This window comes from Streptococcus parasanguinis, assembly GCF_015556095.1.
GTDB classification, from domain to species: domain Bacteria; phylum Bacillota; class Bacilli; order Lactobacillales; family Streptococcaceae; genus Streptococcus; species Streptococcus parasanguinis_Q.
In genome coordinates, this window is sequence record NZ_JADNLT010000020.1 from 1 (window position 1) to 13,845 (window position 13,845).

Sequence of the window (13,845 nt, forward strand, 5' to 3'; positions counted from 1 at the left end):
AAAGAAGTCGCAGAAGACGCAAAAGATGCTGTTGAAGGAGCAATCGAAGGCGTTAAAAATATGATTAAAGGTGACGACAAATAGTTGTCAAGATAAAAGATGGTAAATGGTCATAAGCCAACTAATAGGTTAAATGACGATCAGATTTAATTCGAGTAAAAATTATTCATAGAATAAATAAATTATAACGGAGGTAAGACTATGTCAACTGAAGAAAAATTAAACCAAGCAAAAGGTGCTGTAAAAGAAAAAGTTGGTGAACTAACTGGCGATGAAAAAACAGAAAAAGAAGGAACTGCTGAAAAAGTAATTTCTAAAGTTAAAGAAGTTGCCGAAGACGCAAAGGATGCTGTTGAAGGAGCAATCGAAGGCGTTAAAAATATGATTAAAGGTGACGACAAATAATAGTTATTTGTTATCATTCAATCACAACTAGTCTATCCTAAAAAAGCACCCTAAATTCTATAGTTTTACATCTACTATAGAAGATGGGGTGCTTTTTGATCAAGATTTTTAAGAGGCTGTTACTATACAGATATGTTGAGAATCTAAAAAAATCTCTTAATGATATAAGCAATTAGCTACATTTCTGCTTTGCTTTAAAAATTAACGAAACACACACTTTGTATTTATTTTATACATTAAACAAATGTAAATAACTATAAAAAATAAAGTGAGATAAGACATAATTTAAAAGCAGAAAAATATATATAAATCAATATACAATAGAATGATTCAACATATATTTTCTATTTGTTTATCACAAACAATAATACTATTTAGGTATTTTGTTTTATAATTTAATATATTTCAACAATTTTAAAAAAGTCAAGTATTTTAGTTGACTCCATATAAAAAATAGTCTATAATTATATTATCTCTAGAAAAGTAAGCGCTTTAATTTTTATTCAATGAGAGACTTTTAACTAAAAAATCAAAATACAAAAATGTTATATTCATCATACTTGCTTATTGAATGTGATTTAAATAGCGTTTCTTTGAGATAGAAAGGAGTCCTATTATGCTATGGTCTATTATTGTAGGAGGCCTTATTGGTCTCATTGCAGGAGGAATTACTAAAAAAGGTGGTTCAATGGGTATCATTGCTAATGTTTTAGCAGGTTTAATTGGTTCATCAGTTGGACAATCCCTTTTGGGCACTTGGGGACCATCTTTGGCAGGTATGGCATTGCTTCCTTCAATTGCGGGAGCTGTCATTGTTGTTTGTGTCGTTTCATTCTTCTTAGGGAAGAAGGAATAAATTTCTTTTTTCAAAAATAGATCATAATCTTTAAGACAGGGCAAGGTTGTGATTTGATTGTATTCGTGAAAGGATTCAATATGTCAAAATCTAAGAAAATACTTTCTCTTATATTTTGTATTTTAATCTTGACAATTTTGATTCCTATTTTGCTAGATTATCATAAAGTTAGCGGTTTAGAGCTCCATTTGATTAATTGGAAGAGGATTTCTTTTTTAGGATATTATCTTTCTAGATACATTTTTTGGGGTACTTTAGTTCTTTCAATTTTAATTCTATTCTCTATGTTAGTGATAATTTTTTATCCTAAACAACATTTAGAGATAGAGTTAGAAAATGCTGGTGGTGAACTAAAACTAAAAAGTTCTGCTATTGAAGGATTTGTTCGTAGTGTAGTTAATGAAAACAACTTCATTAAGAACCCTAAAGTTCGTGTAAATAGTCGGAAAAAGAAATGTTTAGTTTACGTGGAAGGAGAAATTCTTCCTTCAGATAATATTATTCAAAGAACTCAGTCTATAAAAGATGAAATCGGTAATGGATTAACACAGTTTTTTGGACTAAATCATGGTGTTAAGCTTGATGTTTCTGTAAAGGATTATAAGCCTAAAAAACCAACTAAAAAAACTGTGAGTCGTGTAAAGTAAGGAAATAAAAAATGGAATGGTTTAAAAAATACCAGTATCCACTCCTGTCTGGGTTAGCAGGTATTATTTTAGCTTGCTTCATCCTCTCCTATGGTTTCTTTAAAACATTATTTGTTTTAATCTTCGCCGTCTTAGGAGCTGGAGTTGGATATTATTTACAACAAAAAGGACTATTTAAATAATAAAGGAGTTTCAATATGTCAAATGAAAAAAATGTCAAAGAAACTAATGCGAAAGCAGAAGATGTGAAGGGTGAATTGACTTACGAAGACAAAGTCATTCAAAAAATTATCGGACTTTCTTTAGAAAAAGTAAATGGCTTGTTGGCTGTTGACGGAGGATTTTTCTCTAATCTAACTGATAAGATTATCAACACTGACAATGTTGCTAACGGAGTAAACGTTGAAGTTGGTAAAGAACAAGTTGCTGTCGACTTGAATGTCGTGGTTGAATATCAAAAGAATGTTCCTGAAATATACAAACACATTAAAGATGTAGTTGTATCACAAGTTTCTAAGATGACTGACTTGGAAGTTGTTGAAGTGAATGTGAATGTTGTTGATATTAAAACAAAAGAACAACATGAAGCTGACTCAGTAAGCTTGCAAGATCGTGTGACTGGAGTTGTTGAATCAACAGGTGAATTCGCATCTGAACAGTTTGAAAATGTTAAAACAGGTTTAGGAAATGGATTCTCAGCAGTTAAAGAAAAAGTTGGTGAAGGCGTAGAAGCTGTAACTGACTCTTCATCAAATGAAAAACCACGTGTTCATTAATTTGAATTTGGATATATAAAAACATATACAAACGGAGGTAAGACCATGTCTACAGAAGAAAAAATCAATCAAGCAAAAGGTACAGTCAAAGAAGGATTCGGTAAATTGACTGGCGACAAGAAAACAGAAAAAGAAGGGGCTGCTGAAAAAGTAGTTTCTAAAGTTAAAGAAGTCGCAGAAGACGCAAAAGATGCTGTTGAAGGAGCAATCGAAGGCGTTAAAAATATGATTAAAGGTGACGACAAATAATTGTTAATAGTCATCTTTTAGTCCCTAATGACGCATTCTAATTAGCTCCACTATGGAGAATAGAGTGCGTTTTTGATTTTGTGAGATTAATTTGCTATTGTAACAGACATCTTTAAAAATTGCTGTTATCATAGATATTTTCGTAGTATTCCTGTAATGGTATTTTGTTATAACATAAACAATTAAGGAGGTATTACATTGGATAAACTATTGATTCTACTATTTTTAACGATTTTGAGTATGCCTTTAATTTCATGCTCTAATCAAAGAAATCAGACTTTGGATGGGGAATATTATTGGGTTAGTGAATCTAGAAATGAACGAGCATTTACTATCTCAGGAAATAAAGGGATACTTGATAGTAGTGTTGCTGACAACTTTGTAATTGATCGAAAGAATGAAACAATTGAGTTAATGGGCTCGCAAATGTTAAACCGTACAACAAGTTATATATACGAAGATGGTGTCTTTACTGTAGATATTTCTGGTGTAGAGCGTGATTATTATAAGAAAGATAGTGAGGCTTATAAGAAGGCACTGAAGGATTTAGATGAAAATTGACCACAATAATTAATCTTTTCTTTTGCTCTTGTCATTTAACGCTTATCCTATACAAAGGGATTGAGCGTTTTTATATTATAGTCTTTCTTGGTTATGAATTGATTCTCAGTTTTCCTAGTGTACCAAATCCTACGAATTTGACAAAACTATATAAATTTGCTATAATAAATTTATATAAGGAATTGAATTAAATTACTACAACTAAGAAATATCCTTTAAATAATAAGCTAGCCTTGTTGCTTACTGTTACTTATAAAATAGAACAAGTTGTATAAATAGAAAGTGAGATTACTAGATGAGAATAACAAGTTTTAGAGATATGGACACCACTGAAGATTTTGAATTTGTAGAAGAAAAAATGGGAGATTATTTCCGTTGGGGAATTGCTGATTTCTATTCACTTCAACAAGCTACATATTGGATTGGTGATCTTTTAAGAAAAGAGCCTAGCGCTAATTTTGAAGTAAGAGCACGCCTTTCAGGAAGTGAAGATGTAGATGACTATGAAAGAATTGTGTTGTACGAAGGAGACCAGTGTTTTGATTCTTGGTTTTTAGAAGAGAAAGCAAGCTTCATGGCACCATATTCTATGATACTATTTCTCAATAAGGATACAAATGTGGCGTATGCTATTGAGAAAAATGAATTTGATGAGCCTGGACATGTGAAATATTTATGTGAGATAAGAAAATAAGAGAGTTGAAAAACTCTCTTTAAATTTAGTTATTAGTATATTGACAATTTTATTTTTCAAAACCTTTTGATAAGAAGAAGGCGACCGACCATAAAATAGTTATGGAAATCAAACATAATAAAATACTTGCATTACTAATTATTAATCTCTTCTTGATTGTGCTGGTTTTATTACATACCCAAGAATGTAATAAAGCAGTATGAGCAGATAATGTTTTACTAGAAGCATTTACTTTTTCTGCGGATTAATTTTCATCAAAAGGGTCTCAGGCTATAGAAGAAGAGCAGTATATGGTCATACACTACAAGAGAAACTAAATGAAGAATTTGATAACGTTAGAAAACTTTTATAATTATTTGGTACAAAAAACAAAATGACAAGCAAAAAAGCCTTGGTTACCAAGGCTTTTCCTGTTGATTTAGATGCCCCCTACATGGATTTGGAAAGGACTTTCATATTGAGAGTAATTAAAAATGTTGAAATTTAATTGAATTTCGGAAGGCGCTTTTGGTATTTTCAATATCATGATTTAAAAGTAAGGCAAAAACATACTGAATTGAACTGTTTAGTAGCTTAAATATATCACGCTGTTATCTAAAAAGTTAATTTTATAGAGTTTACTAAGATAGTTGCTGAGCTTTTATTTATCACTCCAACTTTATTATTATACCATAAAAATAATTAGAAAAACAGACTTGTATTATTTTGAAATTTGTATATGATGAAGGTGTAAGAACTATAAAATAGCCTGTTAGAAAGAGGAGGAAAAGAATGAATCAGGCTATATAAAATTGGTGATTGGTATTTAATGTTGTAAAACAAGAAAGGGTAGGGTAAAAAATGCAAATACATAAAAAATTTTTTATAGTGGCGTTGGTTTTATCTATTTGTATCTCACTTTTTTTCTTATCAATCCGTCTAATATTCTCACCTTTCCGATTTTTGTGAGTGAATTTGATGACACCACATTTAAATATTACATGTTTGTGAAGATTGGAATTGTATTATTATTTATCAAATTCCTACTAGATATATGCTTAGAATTTATCAAGAATTGGTTTAAAAATTTTTGATATTTCTTCATACAAAAGAGTCTGAGACAGCGTTTTGTCCCAGACTCTTTTGTGAGTTGTGAGTTCTGTTTTATAGATTCCACTGTTTGAGGGAGATTTCTCCGCTATTGAGCCAGATTTCTTCTTGATTGTCTAATTGGACCAAGAGTTGGCCGGTATCAGAGATGTCTTTGGCGAGGCCTTGATAGGTCTGCTGATTTTGCTCAAAAGTGACAGTTCGTCCTAGGACCAGGGAGCGCTCTTTGTAGAGGTAGACCAGTTCATCGATATCCGTTTGGAAGAATTCTTTCCAGATCTCACTGATGAGGTCATTGCGGGTGATGGGACAAGGGCCTTCAAATAAGGAACCAGCCTTGGTTTGTAGCTCATCTGGAAAAGTAGGGATGGCTAAATTGAGACCGACTCCGATAATAACATCCGTGACGAGACCAGTCTCGATGGACGTGATAGCTTCGGTGAGGATTCCCCCAATTTTTTTATGGCGGTAGTAAATATCGTTGACCCACTTGATATCGATATCGATCAGGGTCAGGTTTTTAATAGCCTTGAAGATGGCTCCAGCGACCATGAGGGTATAAGGGGGGAGCTCCGCAGGGGGCAGTTGAGGCTTGAGATGAAGGGACATGTAGATGCCCCCTTGATCGGGACAGTAGTAGTCACGACCAAAGCGACCTTTTCCAGCAGCCTGCGAATTAGCTAGGTAGAGGGCCTTGCCTTCTTGATGGGTTTCTATGCCTAATTTGGCATCCAATTGGGTGGAGCTACATTGTTCGTTTAAGGAAACGGTCAATTGGGTATTTTTTGCGATCACTTCAGGAAGCAGAATATCGCCTGAGACCAGCTTGTAGCCCTTCTTTTTGAGGGATTCGATGACGACCCCATCTTTTTCTAGACGTTGGATGGCCTTCCAGATAGAGGTGCGGGAAACACCTAATTCTTTTGCCAGCTGCTCTCCGTTGACATAATCATCTGCCTGAGAAAGGGTTTGAAAGAGGATTTCGTGTGTTTTCATAAGACCTCCTAACGACTGCTGTCTCGAATCGTCAGTTTGGTAGCTAATTTGACCATATAGGGAACACTTGGTTGAGTCCCTTGAAAGGTCTGCCGCAACATCTGAATGGCTTGCTTGCCCATTTCTTCCGTGTAGACGGTCACTGTAGAAAGGGCAGGAAAGACATACTTGGCGATGGAAGTATCATTGAAGGAAATGAGACTGACGCGATCAGGAACTGCGATTTGGTGCTCCTGAAGAGAGCGAAGGGCTCCGACAGCTAAGGCATCACTAGCCATGAAAAAGGCAGTTGGCAGGTTGTCGCCCAATGCTTGAATCAGCTGCTCCATCATCTGATAACCCGACTCGGTCGAGAATTGCCCAACAGAGACAAAGCGCTCCTCATAAAGTCCTTTTTCCGTGAGAAACTGTTGAAAGGTCCGTTGACGGGGATCCATCTGTAGCGGTGTCGCATCTGCCGTCTCTTCCTGCCCGACCAAGAGCCCGATCTCCTTGTGGCCATGATCAAGGAAATACTCGAGAGCGGTGATGACAGAATCTTCTAGATCGGTCGTCACACAGGAATGCCCTAGATAGAGGGTGTTGCTATCGACAAAGATCAGGGGTTTGCCGTAGCTTTCTAGATCTCGAATGGTCTTGGAACTGAATTTCCCAAGAGCGATGATGCCGTCTGCCTCTTGAATCAAGGACCAATCGTCATTATTAAAGATACGAAAGATCTCATATCCTAATTCCTGGGCTTGTTTTTCTAACCCCATCCGAATGGCATAGTAGTAGAGGTCATCTAATTCTTCTTCGCGCGTGTACCATTCAAAGATGACGATTTTATGAAAATCTTGAACGGGTTGAGGCGCTGTTTTGCGGCTCTTCTTTTGGTAATGCAGGTCCTCGGCGATGCGAAGAATCCGACTGCGCGTGTCTTCACTGACCGATAAGGTCGCATCCTGGTTGAGGACGCGAGAGACCGTTGCCTGAGAAACGCCAGCTTTTTCCGCAATGTCTTTAATCGTTGCCATAGTTCATCCTTTATTGATTTCTACTTCCAGTATACTCTAAAAACTAGTAAAAAGAAATAAAATTTTACTAAATTTTATGTTTGCTGCGATATTGGCTAGGAGTCAGCTGGCTATAGGCCTTAAAAGCCTTTGAAAAATAGAGGGGATCTGAAAAGCCAACCGAGTAAGCTACAATCTTAATGCTTTCGTCCGTATTGGTCAGTAACTGTTGGGCACGCTGCATGCGGACCGAGTGCAAGAATTCCTTGGGAGAGATCTGATGAAACTCCTTAAAAACAGTTGTCAGATAGGAGCGATGGACATTGAGGTCATCGGCGATCTCTTGAATACTCAAGTGTTCTTTATTGTAATGTGTCTCAATCACATGCTTGCAGGTCAGGTAGAGTTGATAGGTCGGAGAGAGGTAGCTCTTTTGTACGTTGGGAGCTATTTCCCCAATGAGATAAAGCAGTTCATAGATCTGCGAGAGAAGGTGGAGTTGGTAGTGAGAAGTCATTTTCGAAGCCTCTGCCTTGTGGACGAGTTGCTCCATAAACTGGCCGATCCTATCGGTGTCCACCTCTGTTTTCTTTAGAAAACCTTTTTCATGCAGGGTTGAAAAACGCATGAAATCACTAACCTTGGTGCCACTGATGCCAATCCAGTAGTAGGACCAAGGTTCTTCGGCATCGGCCTTATAGTAAGTCACCTTATTTTTGGGGAGAAGGAAGAGATCCCCGGCTTCTAGGTGGATTTCTTTCTTATTGAAGTGGAAGATTCCCTTTCCCTTGGTAATAAAATGCAGGACAAAATTGTCCCGAACGCTAGGGCCAAATTCATAGTTCTTCGGACAATCTTCGTAGCCATAAAAATCAAGGGCTAGGTCAATGGTATCGGTTTGGTATTCAGAAAAGACTAACATCGGTAAACCTCCTACCTAACATTTTACCATATATGTCCAACAAAATTCTATTTTCGAAAGCGTTTACAATGAGTAAAATAAAGACATGTGAAAAAAGAAAGTTATTGGAACTGAAATTAAAAATACATAGTGATATTTTTCGGGTCCAATGGAGGAAGATATGGCAATTCGTATTGAACAGAATTTGTTCTATGTAGAAAGTAAGGGACTGAGCCTGATCCTTGAAAATCGAGATGGCTACCTGATGCTTAAGCATCTGGGGCGTCCGATCCCGTCTTATCATTTTTCCAATACCGTGCATGAGAAGGATCATGCTTTCTCTGGAAATCCAACACCTGACCATCGAACCTTCAGCTTGGATACCCAGCGTCAGATCTTAGGACAGCACGGGCTTGGAGATTTCCGAAAGCCGTCTATTCAAATCCAGCACGGCGCCACAGAGGTGACGGATTTCCTCTATGTCGGAGCCAATATCTACTCTGTCAGTGTCGAGGCAACTGGTCTTCCCAATCCACATACAGTAGATAGTGCTGAAACCTTGGCCTTGGTCTTTGAAGATGATCAAGCGGCCCTGCGTTTGACAATCTACTACACAGCCTACGAGGACCGGGCAACCATCACCAGCTTTTCAAAGATTGAAAACTGCAGTGATGAAACCGTCGTGATCCATAAGGCCCTCAGTGTGATGGCCGATGTCCCAGCAGGTGACTATGATGTCATCACCCTTCAAGGGGCTTATGCGAGAGAAAAAACAGTCTGCCGTCAGCAAGTGGAGCAAGGAATCTTCTCCATCAGCTCCAACCGTGGTGCTTCTGGACACGCCCAGACTCCAGCCCTTATTCTAGCAGATCATGAAGTGACCGAAGATGCCGGTTCTGCCCTTGCCTTCCAACTGCTCTACAGTGGGAATTTTGAAGGATTTGTTCAAAAAAATCAACTTAATGAAGTTCGGGTTGGATTGGGAATCAATCCAGAAAACTTTGCCTGGGAGTTGGCACCGAATCAGAGCTTTGATACGCCGGTAGCCATGATTAGCTACTCACATAAGGGATTGACCGGCCTCAGTCAAGAAAGTCAAGCATTTGTCCAAAACCATATCATTCCTAACCCCTTTGCCTATAAAGAACGTCCAATTCTGATCAACAACTGGGAAGCAACCTACTTTGATTTCAAGAAAGAAAAATTATTGGAGCTGGCAGACGAGGCTCAAAAAGTGGGAATCGAACTCTTTGTTCTTGATGATGGCTGGTTTGGCAATCGCTATGATGACAATCGGGCCCTCGGTGACTGGACTGTCAATGAAGAAAAATTAGGAGGAAGCCTAGCAGAACTGATCCAAGGCATCCACGACAAGGGACTTCAATTTGGCCTTTGGGTGGAGCCAGAAATGATTTCTGTTGATAGCGACCTCTATCGGGCTCATCCGGACTGGGCTATTCAAGTCCCAGGTTACGAACACACCTATTCACGGAATCAACTGGTGCTCGATTTCGCAAATAAAGAAGTGGTTTCTTATATCAAGCAGGTCTTGGATGACTTACTTGGAAACCATGAGATCGACTATATCAAATGGGATATGAACCGCAATATCACTAAGCTTGGGAATGGGAAAACCTACCTTGAAACCAAGATGCAATCCCATGCTTATATCTTGGGTCTCTATGAAGTGGTTTCATACTTAACAGAGAAGTACGAGAACATCCTCTTTGAGTCCTGCTCCGGAGGTGGTGGCCGCAATGACCTCGGTATGATGCGGTACTTCCCTCAGGTATGGGCAAGTGACAATACGGATGCCATTGCCAGACTTCCGATCCAGTATGGTTCTAGCTACCTCTATCCTACCATTTCTATGGGGGCTCACGTATCAGCGGTGCCAAATCACCAGATGGGACGGATGACACCGCTTGAAACGCGAGGTCATGTAGCCATGATGGGAAATCTGGGCTATGAATTGGATCTAACCAGTCTTCCGCAAGAAGAGTTGGATCGGATCGCAGCTCAAGTCGCTCATTACAAAACGATTCGACCACTTGTTCAATTCGGAAAACACTACCGCTTGATCAATCCAAGCCATGGTAGCAATCAGGCAGCCGTCCAGTTCACTTATCAAGACCGCACGGTTGTAACTTATGTACGGGTCTTATCAACGGTTGAAGAGATCGAGCCGACCCTGAAACTCAAAGGGTTGGAAGAAGATGCGCTCTATAGCCTAGAAGGGACAGATAAAGTCTATTCAGGAGCCGAGCTCATGTATGCCGGGTTAACCGTCGTTCTTCCCCAGGGAGATTTCCTCAGCAAACAATATGTTTTTGTCAAAAAATAAAAGGAGACAGCCAAATGAAATGGTATAAAAAAATCGGACTTCTTGCGACTACAGGCCTAGCCTTGTTTGGGCTCGGTGCTTGCTCCAACGATGGAAAATCTGCGGATGGCACAGTGACCATCGAGTATTTCAACCAGAAAAAAGAAATGACCAAAACCTTGGAAGAAATCGCGCGTGATTTTGAAAAGGAAAATCCAAAGGTCAAGGTCAAAGTTGTCAATGTACCAAATGGTGGTGAAGTATTGAAAACACGTGTTCTCGCAGGGGATGTGCCAGATGTAGTCAATATTTACCCACAGTCCATTGAATTGCAAGAATGGGCGAAAGCGGGTGTCTTCGAAGATTTAAGCAATAAAGATTATCTCAAACGCGTGAAAAACGGCTACGCTGAAAAATATGCTGTAAATGGAAAAGTCTACAACGTTCCTTTCACAGCCAATGCTTACGGAATCTACTACAACAAAGACAAATTCGAAGAGTTGGGCTTGAAGGTTCCTGAAACTTGGGACGAGTTCGAACAGTTGGTGAAAGACATCGTTGCTAAAGGACAAACACCATTTGGAATTGCAGGTGCAGATGCTTGGACCCTCAATGGGTATAATCAATTGGCCTTTGCGACAGCAGCCGGTGGAGGAAAAGAAGCCAACCAATACCTTCGTTATTCACAGCCAAATTCCATTAAATTGTCTGATCCGATTATGAAAGATGACATCAAGGTCATGGATATCCTTCGCATTAAAGGTTCGAAGCAAAAGAACTGGGAAGGTGCAGGGTACACAGACGTTATCGGTGCCTTCGCGCGTGGAGATGTCCTCATGACACCAAATGGATCTTGGGCTATCACCGCGATCAATGAACAAAAACCGAAATTTAAGATTGGGACTTTCATGATTCCAGGGAAAGAAAAAGGACAAAGCTTAACCGTTGGTGCGGGAGACTTAGCATGGTCTATCTCAGCTACTACCAAACATCCAAAAGAAGCCAATGCCTTTGTGGAATACATGACCCGTCCAGAAGTCATGCAAAAGTACTATGATGTGGACGGATCTCCAACAGCGATCGAAGGGGTCAAACAAGCAGGAGAGGATTCACCGCTTGCTGGGATGACCAAATATGCCTTTACAGATCGTCACTTGGTCTGGTTGCAACAATACTGGACCAGTGAAGCAGACTTCCATACCTTGACGATGAACTATGTCTTGACAGGTGATAAACAAGGAATGGTCAATGATTTGAATGCCTTCTTTAACCCGATGAAAGCGGATGTGGATTAGGAGTAGAGAGACAATGAAAAAAGTATTACAAAAATATTGGGCATGGGCTTTTGTGGTCATTCCCCTCTTATTACAAGCAATTTTCTTCTATGTGCCAATGTTTCAAGGAGCCTTTTACAGTTTTACCAACTGGACAGGTTTGACCTATAACTACAAGTTTGTTGGCTTGAACAACTTTAAGCTCCTCTTTATGGATCCAAAATTCATGAATGCGATTGGCTTTACTGCGATCATCACGATTGCTATGGTAGTTGGTGAGATTGCCCTTGGGATCTTCATTGCGCGTGTCTTAAACTCTAAAATCAAAGGGCAAACCTTCTTCCGTGCTTGGTTTTTCTTCCCAGCAGTTTTGTCTGGTTTGACAGTGGCGTTGATCTTCAAACAAGTCTTCAACTACGGTCTACCAGCGATAGGGAATGCCCTTCATATCGAGTTTCTCCAAACCAGTCTTTTAGGGACCAAGTGGGGAGCAATCTTCGCAGCTATCTTTGTTCTTCTTTGGCAAGGGGTGGCCATGCCTATCATTATCTTCCTAGCTGGTCTACAATCCATTCCAACCGAGATTACAGAAGCAGCAAGAATCGATGGAGCGACTAGCAAGCAAGTCTTCTGGAATGTTGAATTGCCTTACTTGCTACCAAGTGTCTCTATGGTCTTTATCCTAGCCCTAAAAGGTGGGCTTACCGCCTTTGACCAAGTCTTTGCCATGACTGGTGGTGGTCCAAACAATGCTACAACCTCACTTGGGCTCTTGGTTTATAATTATGCTTTTAAAAACAACCAATTCGGTTATGCCAATGCCATTGCCGTAATCTTGTTCTTCTTGATTGTAGTGATTTCGATCATCCAATTGAGAGTATCTAAGAAATTTGAAATTTAAGAGGAGAAGCACGATGAAACAAGATGAAAGAAAAGCCTTGATTGGCAAATATATTCTATTGATTCTAGGATCGGTTCTGATTTTAGTGCCACTCCTTGCCACCCTCTTTAGTTCCTTCAAACCCACCAAAGATATTGTAGATAATTTCTTTGGATTCCCGACGAATTTCACATGGGACAACTTTAGCCGTCTCTTGGCTGATGGAATTGGAGGATATTATTGGAACTCTGTCGTCATCACTGTCTTGTCTTTACTTGCAGTAATGATCTTTATCCCCATGGCAGCCTACTCCATTGCACGTAATATGAGTAAGAGAAAAGCCTTTACTATCATGTACACCCTCTTGATCCTTGGGATCTTCGTACCTTTCCAAGTCATCATGATTCCAATTACGGTTATGATGAGTAAACTCGGTTTGGCTAACACCTTTGGTTTGATCTTGCTCTACTTGACCTATGCGATTCCACAGACCCTCTTTCTCTATGTCGGGTATATCAAAATCTCGATTCCAGAAAGTTTGGATGAAGCAGCAGAGATCGATGGGGCTAATAAATTCACAACCTATTTCCGTATCATCTTCCCAATGATGAAACCCATGCATGCGACAACCATGATCATCAATGCCCTTTGGTTCTGGAATGACTTCATGTTGCCACTCCTTGTCTTGAACCGCGATTCAAAAATGTGGACCCTGCCTTTGTTCCAATACAACTACGCAGGCCAATATTTCAACGACTACGGACCAAGCTTTGCCTCTTACGTGGTCGGCATTATCAGTATCACCATTGTCTATCTCTTCTTCCAACGCCATATCATCGCAGGAATGAGCAACGGCGCAGTGAAATAAGAAATAAGATACAAAGGGACGATTCAGCTTGCTGAAAATTTCTGTAGTACCCTAGGGCATCCACATCCGTAGACTACTGAAGTAGTAACGGCTGTGGAAATATAGGAAATCGACGTAGTGTGCTTGCACACAAGGAGATTTATCTTTTTTCCTAAGAAATTAGTCCCGTGTTCAATTCCGTATACAAAGTAACGATTCAGCTTGCTGATTTCAATCGTATCCTAGGAAGCAATTCTAAAATAGAAAAACTCAAGAAGAGAGTGGGACAGAAATCGGTAATTCGTTAGAATTCGATTTCGTCGTCCCACCTCCGCACAGTTGAGTAGGGCTG

At 39.3% G+C, this 13,845-nt stretch carries 15 protein-coding genes; 12 read left to right on the plus strand and 3 right to left on the minus strand.

The features are described 5' to 3' along the window. Positions 1-201: 201 nt before the first annotated feature. From I2E70_RS10150 to I2E70_RS10185, 8 genes are all read left to right on the plus strand, one after another. Positions 202-405, plus strand: a complete 204-nt coding sequence (locus I2E70_RS10150) for a CsbD family protein (RefSeq protein WP_049472676.1) — start codon at positions 202-204, stop codon at positions 403-405. Positions 406-1,021: 616 nt separating this feature from the next. Next, the gene (locus tag I2E70_RS10155; protein WP_003007835.1) at positions 1,022-1,261 is read left to right on the plus strand and encodes a GlsB/YeaQ/YmgE family stress response membrane protein; all 240 of its coding nucleotides are present in this window, start codon (positions 1,022-1,024) and stop codon (positions 1,259-1,261) included. Positions 1,262-1,341: 80 nt separating this feature from the next. Further along, the gene (amaP, locus tag I2E70_RS10160; RefSeq protein ID WP_195424639.1) at positions 1,342-1,908 is read left to right on the plus strand and encodes an alkaline shock response membrane anchor protein AmaP; all 567 of its coding nucleotides are present in this window, start codon (positions 1,342-1,344) and stop codon (positions 1,906-1,908) included. 11 nt (positions 1,909-1,919) lie between these two features. Beyond that, positions 1,920-2,090: a DUF2273 domain-containing protein gene (locus I2E70_RS10165; RefSeq protein ID WP_049472678.1), complete on the plus strand. Its 171-nt coding sequence runs from the start codon at positions 1,920-1,922 to the stop codon at positions 2,088-2,090. Positions 2,091-2,105: 15 nt separating this feature from the next. Further along, positions 2,106-2,684 carry an Asp23/Gls24 family envelope stress response protein gene (locus tag I2E70_RS10170; protein ID WP_195424642.1) on the plus strand — a complete coding sequence of 193 codons (579 nt, stop codon included), beginning with the start codon at positions 2,106-2,108 and terminating at the stop codon, positions 2,682-2,684. Positions 2,685-2,729: 45 nt separating this feature from the next. After that, positions 2,730-2,933, plus strand: coding sequence for a CsbD family protein (locus I2E70_RS10175; RefSeq protein WP_021153475.1), 204 nt, complete (start codon positions 2,730-2,732; stop codon positions 2,931-2,933). Between the two features lie 198 nt (positions 2,934-3,131). Continuing rightward, a complete protein-coding gene (locus I2E70_RS10180) occupies positions 3,132-3,494 on the plus strand; it encodes a hypothetical protein (RefSeq protein WP_042759940.1) in 363 nt (120 codons plus the stop codon). Positions 3,495-3,789: 295 nt separating this feature from the next. Beyond that, entirely contained in the window at positions 3,790-4,188 is a 399-nt protein-coding gene (locus I2E70_RS10185) for a hypothetical protein (protein ID WP_042766271.1), read from the plus strand. 1,143 nt (positions 4,189-5,331) lie between these two features. Here I2E70_RS10185 and birA read toward each other — a convergent pair. From birA to I2E70_RS10200, 3 genes are all read right to left on the minus strand, one after another. Beyond that, positions 5,332-6,273 carry a bifunctional biotin--[acetyl-CoA-carboxylase] ligase/biotin operon repressor BirA gene (birA, locus tag I2E70_RS10190; protein WP_195424644.1) on the minus strand — a complete coding sequence of 314 codons (942 nt, stop codon included), beginning with the start codon at positions 6,271-6,273 and terminating at the stop codon, positions 5,332-5,334. Positions 6,274-6,281: 8 nt separating this feature from the next. Continuing rightward, positions 6,282-7,289: a LacI family DNA-binding transcriptional regulator gene (locus I2E70_RS10195; protein WP_195424646.1), complete on the minus strand. Its 1,008-nt coding sequence runs from the start codon at positions 7,287-7,289 to the stop codon at positions 6,282-6,284. Between the two features lie 67 nt (positions 7,290-7,356). Beyond that, positions 7,357-8,190 (minus strand): AraC family transcriptional regulator, encoded by an 834-nt coding sequence (locus I2E70_RS10200; protein WP_049485899.1) that lies wholly within the window; start codon positions 8,188-8,190, stop codon positions 7,357-7,359. A gap of 160 nt (positions 8,191-8,350) precedes the next feature. Here I2E70_RS10200 and I2E70_RS10205 point away from each other — a divergent pair, with 160 nt between their 5' ends. Genes I2E70_RS10205 through I2E70_RS10220 form a run of 4 tightly spaced genes read left to right on the plus strand, consistent with a single transcriptional unit; the run spans position 8,351 to position 13,514 of the window. Then, entirely contained in the window at positions 8,351-10,513 is a 2,163-nt protein-coding gene (locus tag I2E70_RS10205) for an alpha-galactosidase (RefSeq protein WP_195424648.1), read from the plus strand. 14 nt (positions 10,514-10,527) lie between these two features. Next, positions 10,528-11,787 carry an extracellular solute-binding protein gene (locus I2E70_RS10210; RefSeq protein ID WP_049473981.1) on the plus strand — a complete coding sequence of 420 codons (1,260 nt, stop codon included), beginning with the start codon at positions 10,528-10,530 and terminating at the stop codon, positions 11,785-11,787. A gap of 13 nt (positions 11,788-11,800) precedes the next feature. Then, a complete protein-coding gene (locus I2E70_RS10215) occupies positions 11,801-12,667 on the plus strand; it encodes a carbohydrate ABC transporter permease (RefSeq protein ID WP_195424650.1) in 867 nt (288 codons plus the stop codon). A 13-nt stretch (positions 12,668-12,680) separates the two neighbouring features. Next, complete coding sequence (locus tag I2E70_RS10220) at positions 12,681-13,514, plus strand: carbohydrate ABC transporter permease (protein WP_021153463.1); 834 nt, start codon at positions 12,681-12,683, stop codon at positions 13,512-13,514. The last annotated feature ends 331 nt before the right edge of the window (positions 13,515-13,845 follow it).

Bases quoted from the DNA above. Each gene is read 5' to 3' on its own strand.
- I2E70_RS10220 (WP_021153463.1), top strand. From the start codon at position 12,681: ATGAAACAAGATGAAAGAAAAGCCTTGATTGGCAAATATATTCTATTG.
- I2E70_RS10200 (WP_049485899.1), bottom strand. From the start codon at position 8,190: ATGTTAGTCTTTTCTGAATACCAAACCGATACCATTGACCTAGCCCTT.
- I2E70_RS10175 (WP_021153475.1), top strand. From the start codon at position 2,730: ATGTCTACAGAAGAAAAAATCAATCAAGCAAAAGGTACAGTCAAAGAA.
- I2E70_RS10150 (WP_049472676.1), top strand. From the start codon at position 202: ATGTCAACTGAAGAAAAATTAAACCAAGCAAAAGGTGCTGTAAAAGAA.
- I2E70_RS10185 (WP_042766271.1), top strand. From the start codon at position 3,790: ATGAGAATAACAAGTTTTAGAGATATGGACACCACTGAAGATTTTGAA.
- I2E70_RS10170 (WP_195424642.1), top strand. From the start codon at position 2,106: ATGTCAAATGAAAAAAATGTCAAAGAAACTAATGCGAAAGCAGAAGAT.
- I2E70_RS10195 (WP_195424646.1), bottom strand. From the start codon at position 7,289: ATGGCAACGATTAAAGACATTGCGGAAAAAGCTGGCGTTTCTCAGGCA.
- I2E70_RS10155 (WP_003007835.1), top strand. From the start codon at position 1,022: ATGCTATGGTCTATTATTGTAGGAGGCCTTATTGGTCTCATTGCAGGA.
- amaP (WP_195424639.1), top strand. From the start codon at position 1,342: ATGTCAAAATCTAAGAAAATACTTTCTCTTATATTTTGTATTTTAATC.
- I2E70_RS10165 (WP_049472678.1), top strand. From the start codon at position 1,920: ATGGAATGGTTTAAAAAATACCAGTATCCACTCCTGTCTGGGTTAGCA.
- I2E70_RS10210 (WP_049473981.1), top strand. From the start codon at position 10,528: ATGAAATGGTATAAAAAAATCGGACTTCTTGCGACTACAGGCCTAGCC.
- birA (WP_195424644.1), bottom strand. From the start codon at position 6,273: ATGAAAACACACGAAATCCTCTTTCAAACCCTTTCTCAGGCAGATGAT.
- I2E70_RS10205 (WP_195424648.1), top strand. From the start codon at position 8,351: ATGGCAATTCGTATTGAACAGAATTTGTTCTATGTAGAAAGTAAGGGA.
- I2E70_RS10215 (WP_195424650.1), top strand. From the start codon at position 11,801: ATGAAAAAAGTATTACAAAAATATTGGGCATGGGCTTTTGTGGTCATT.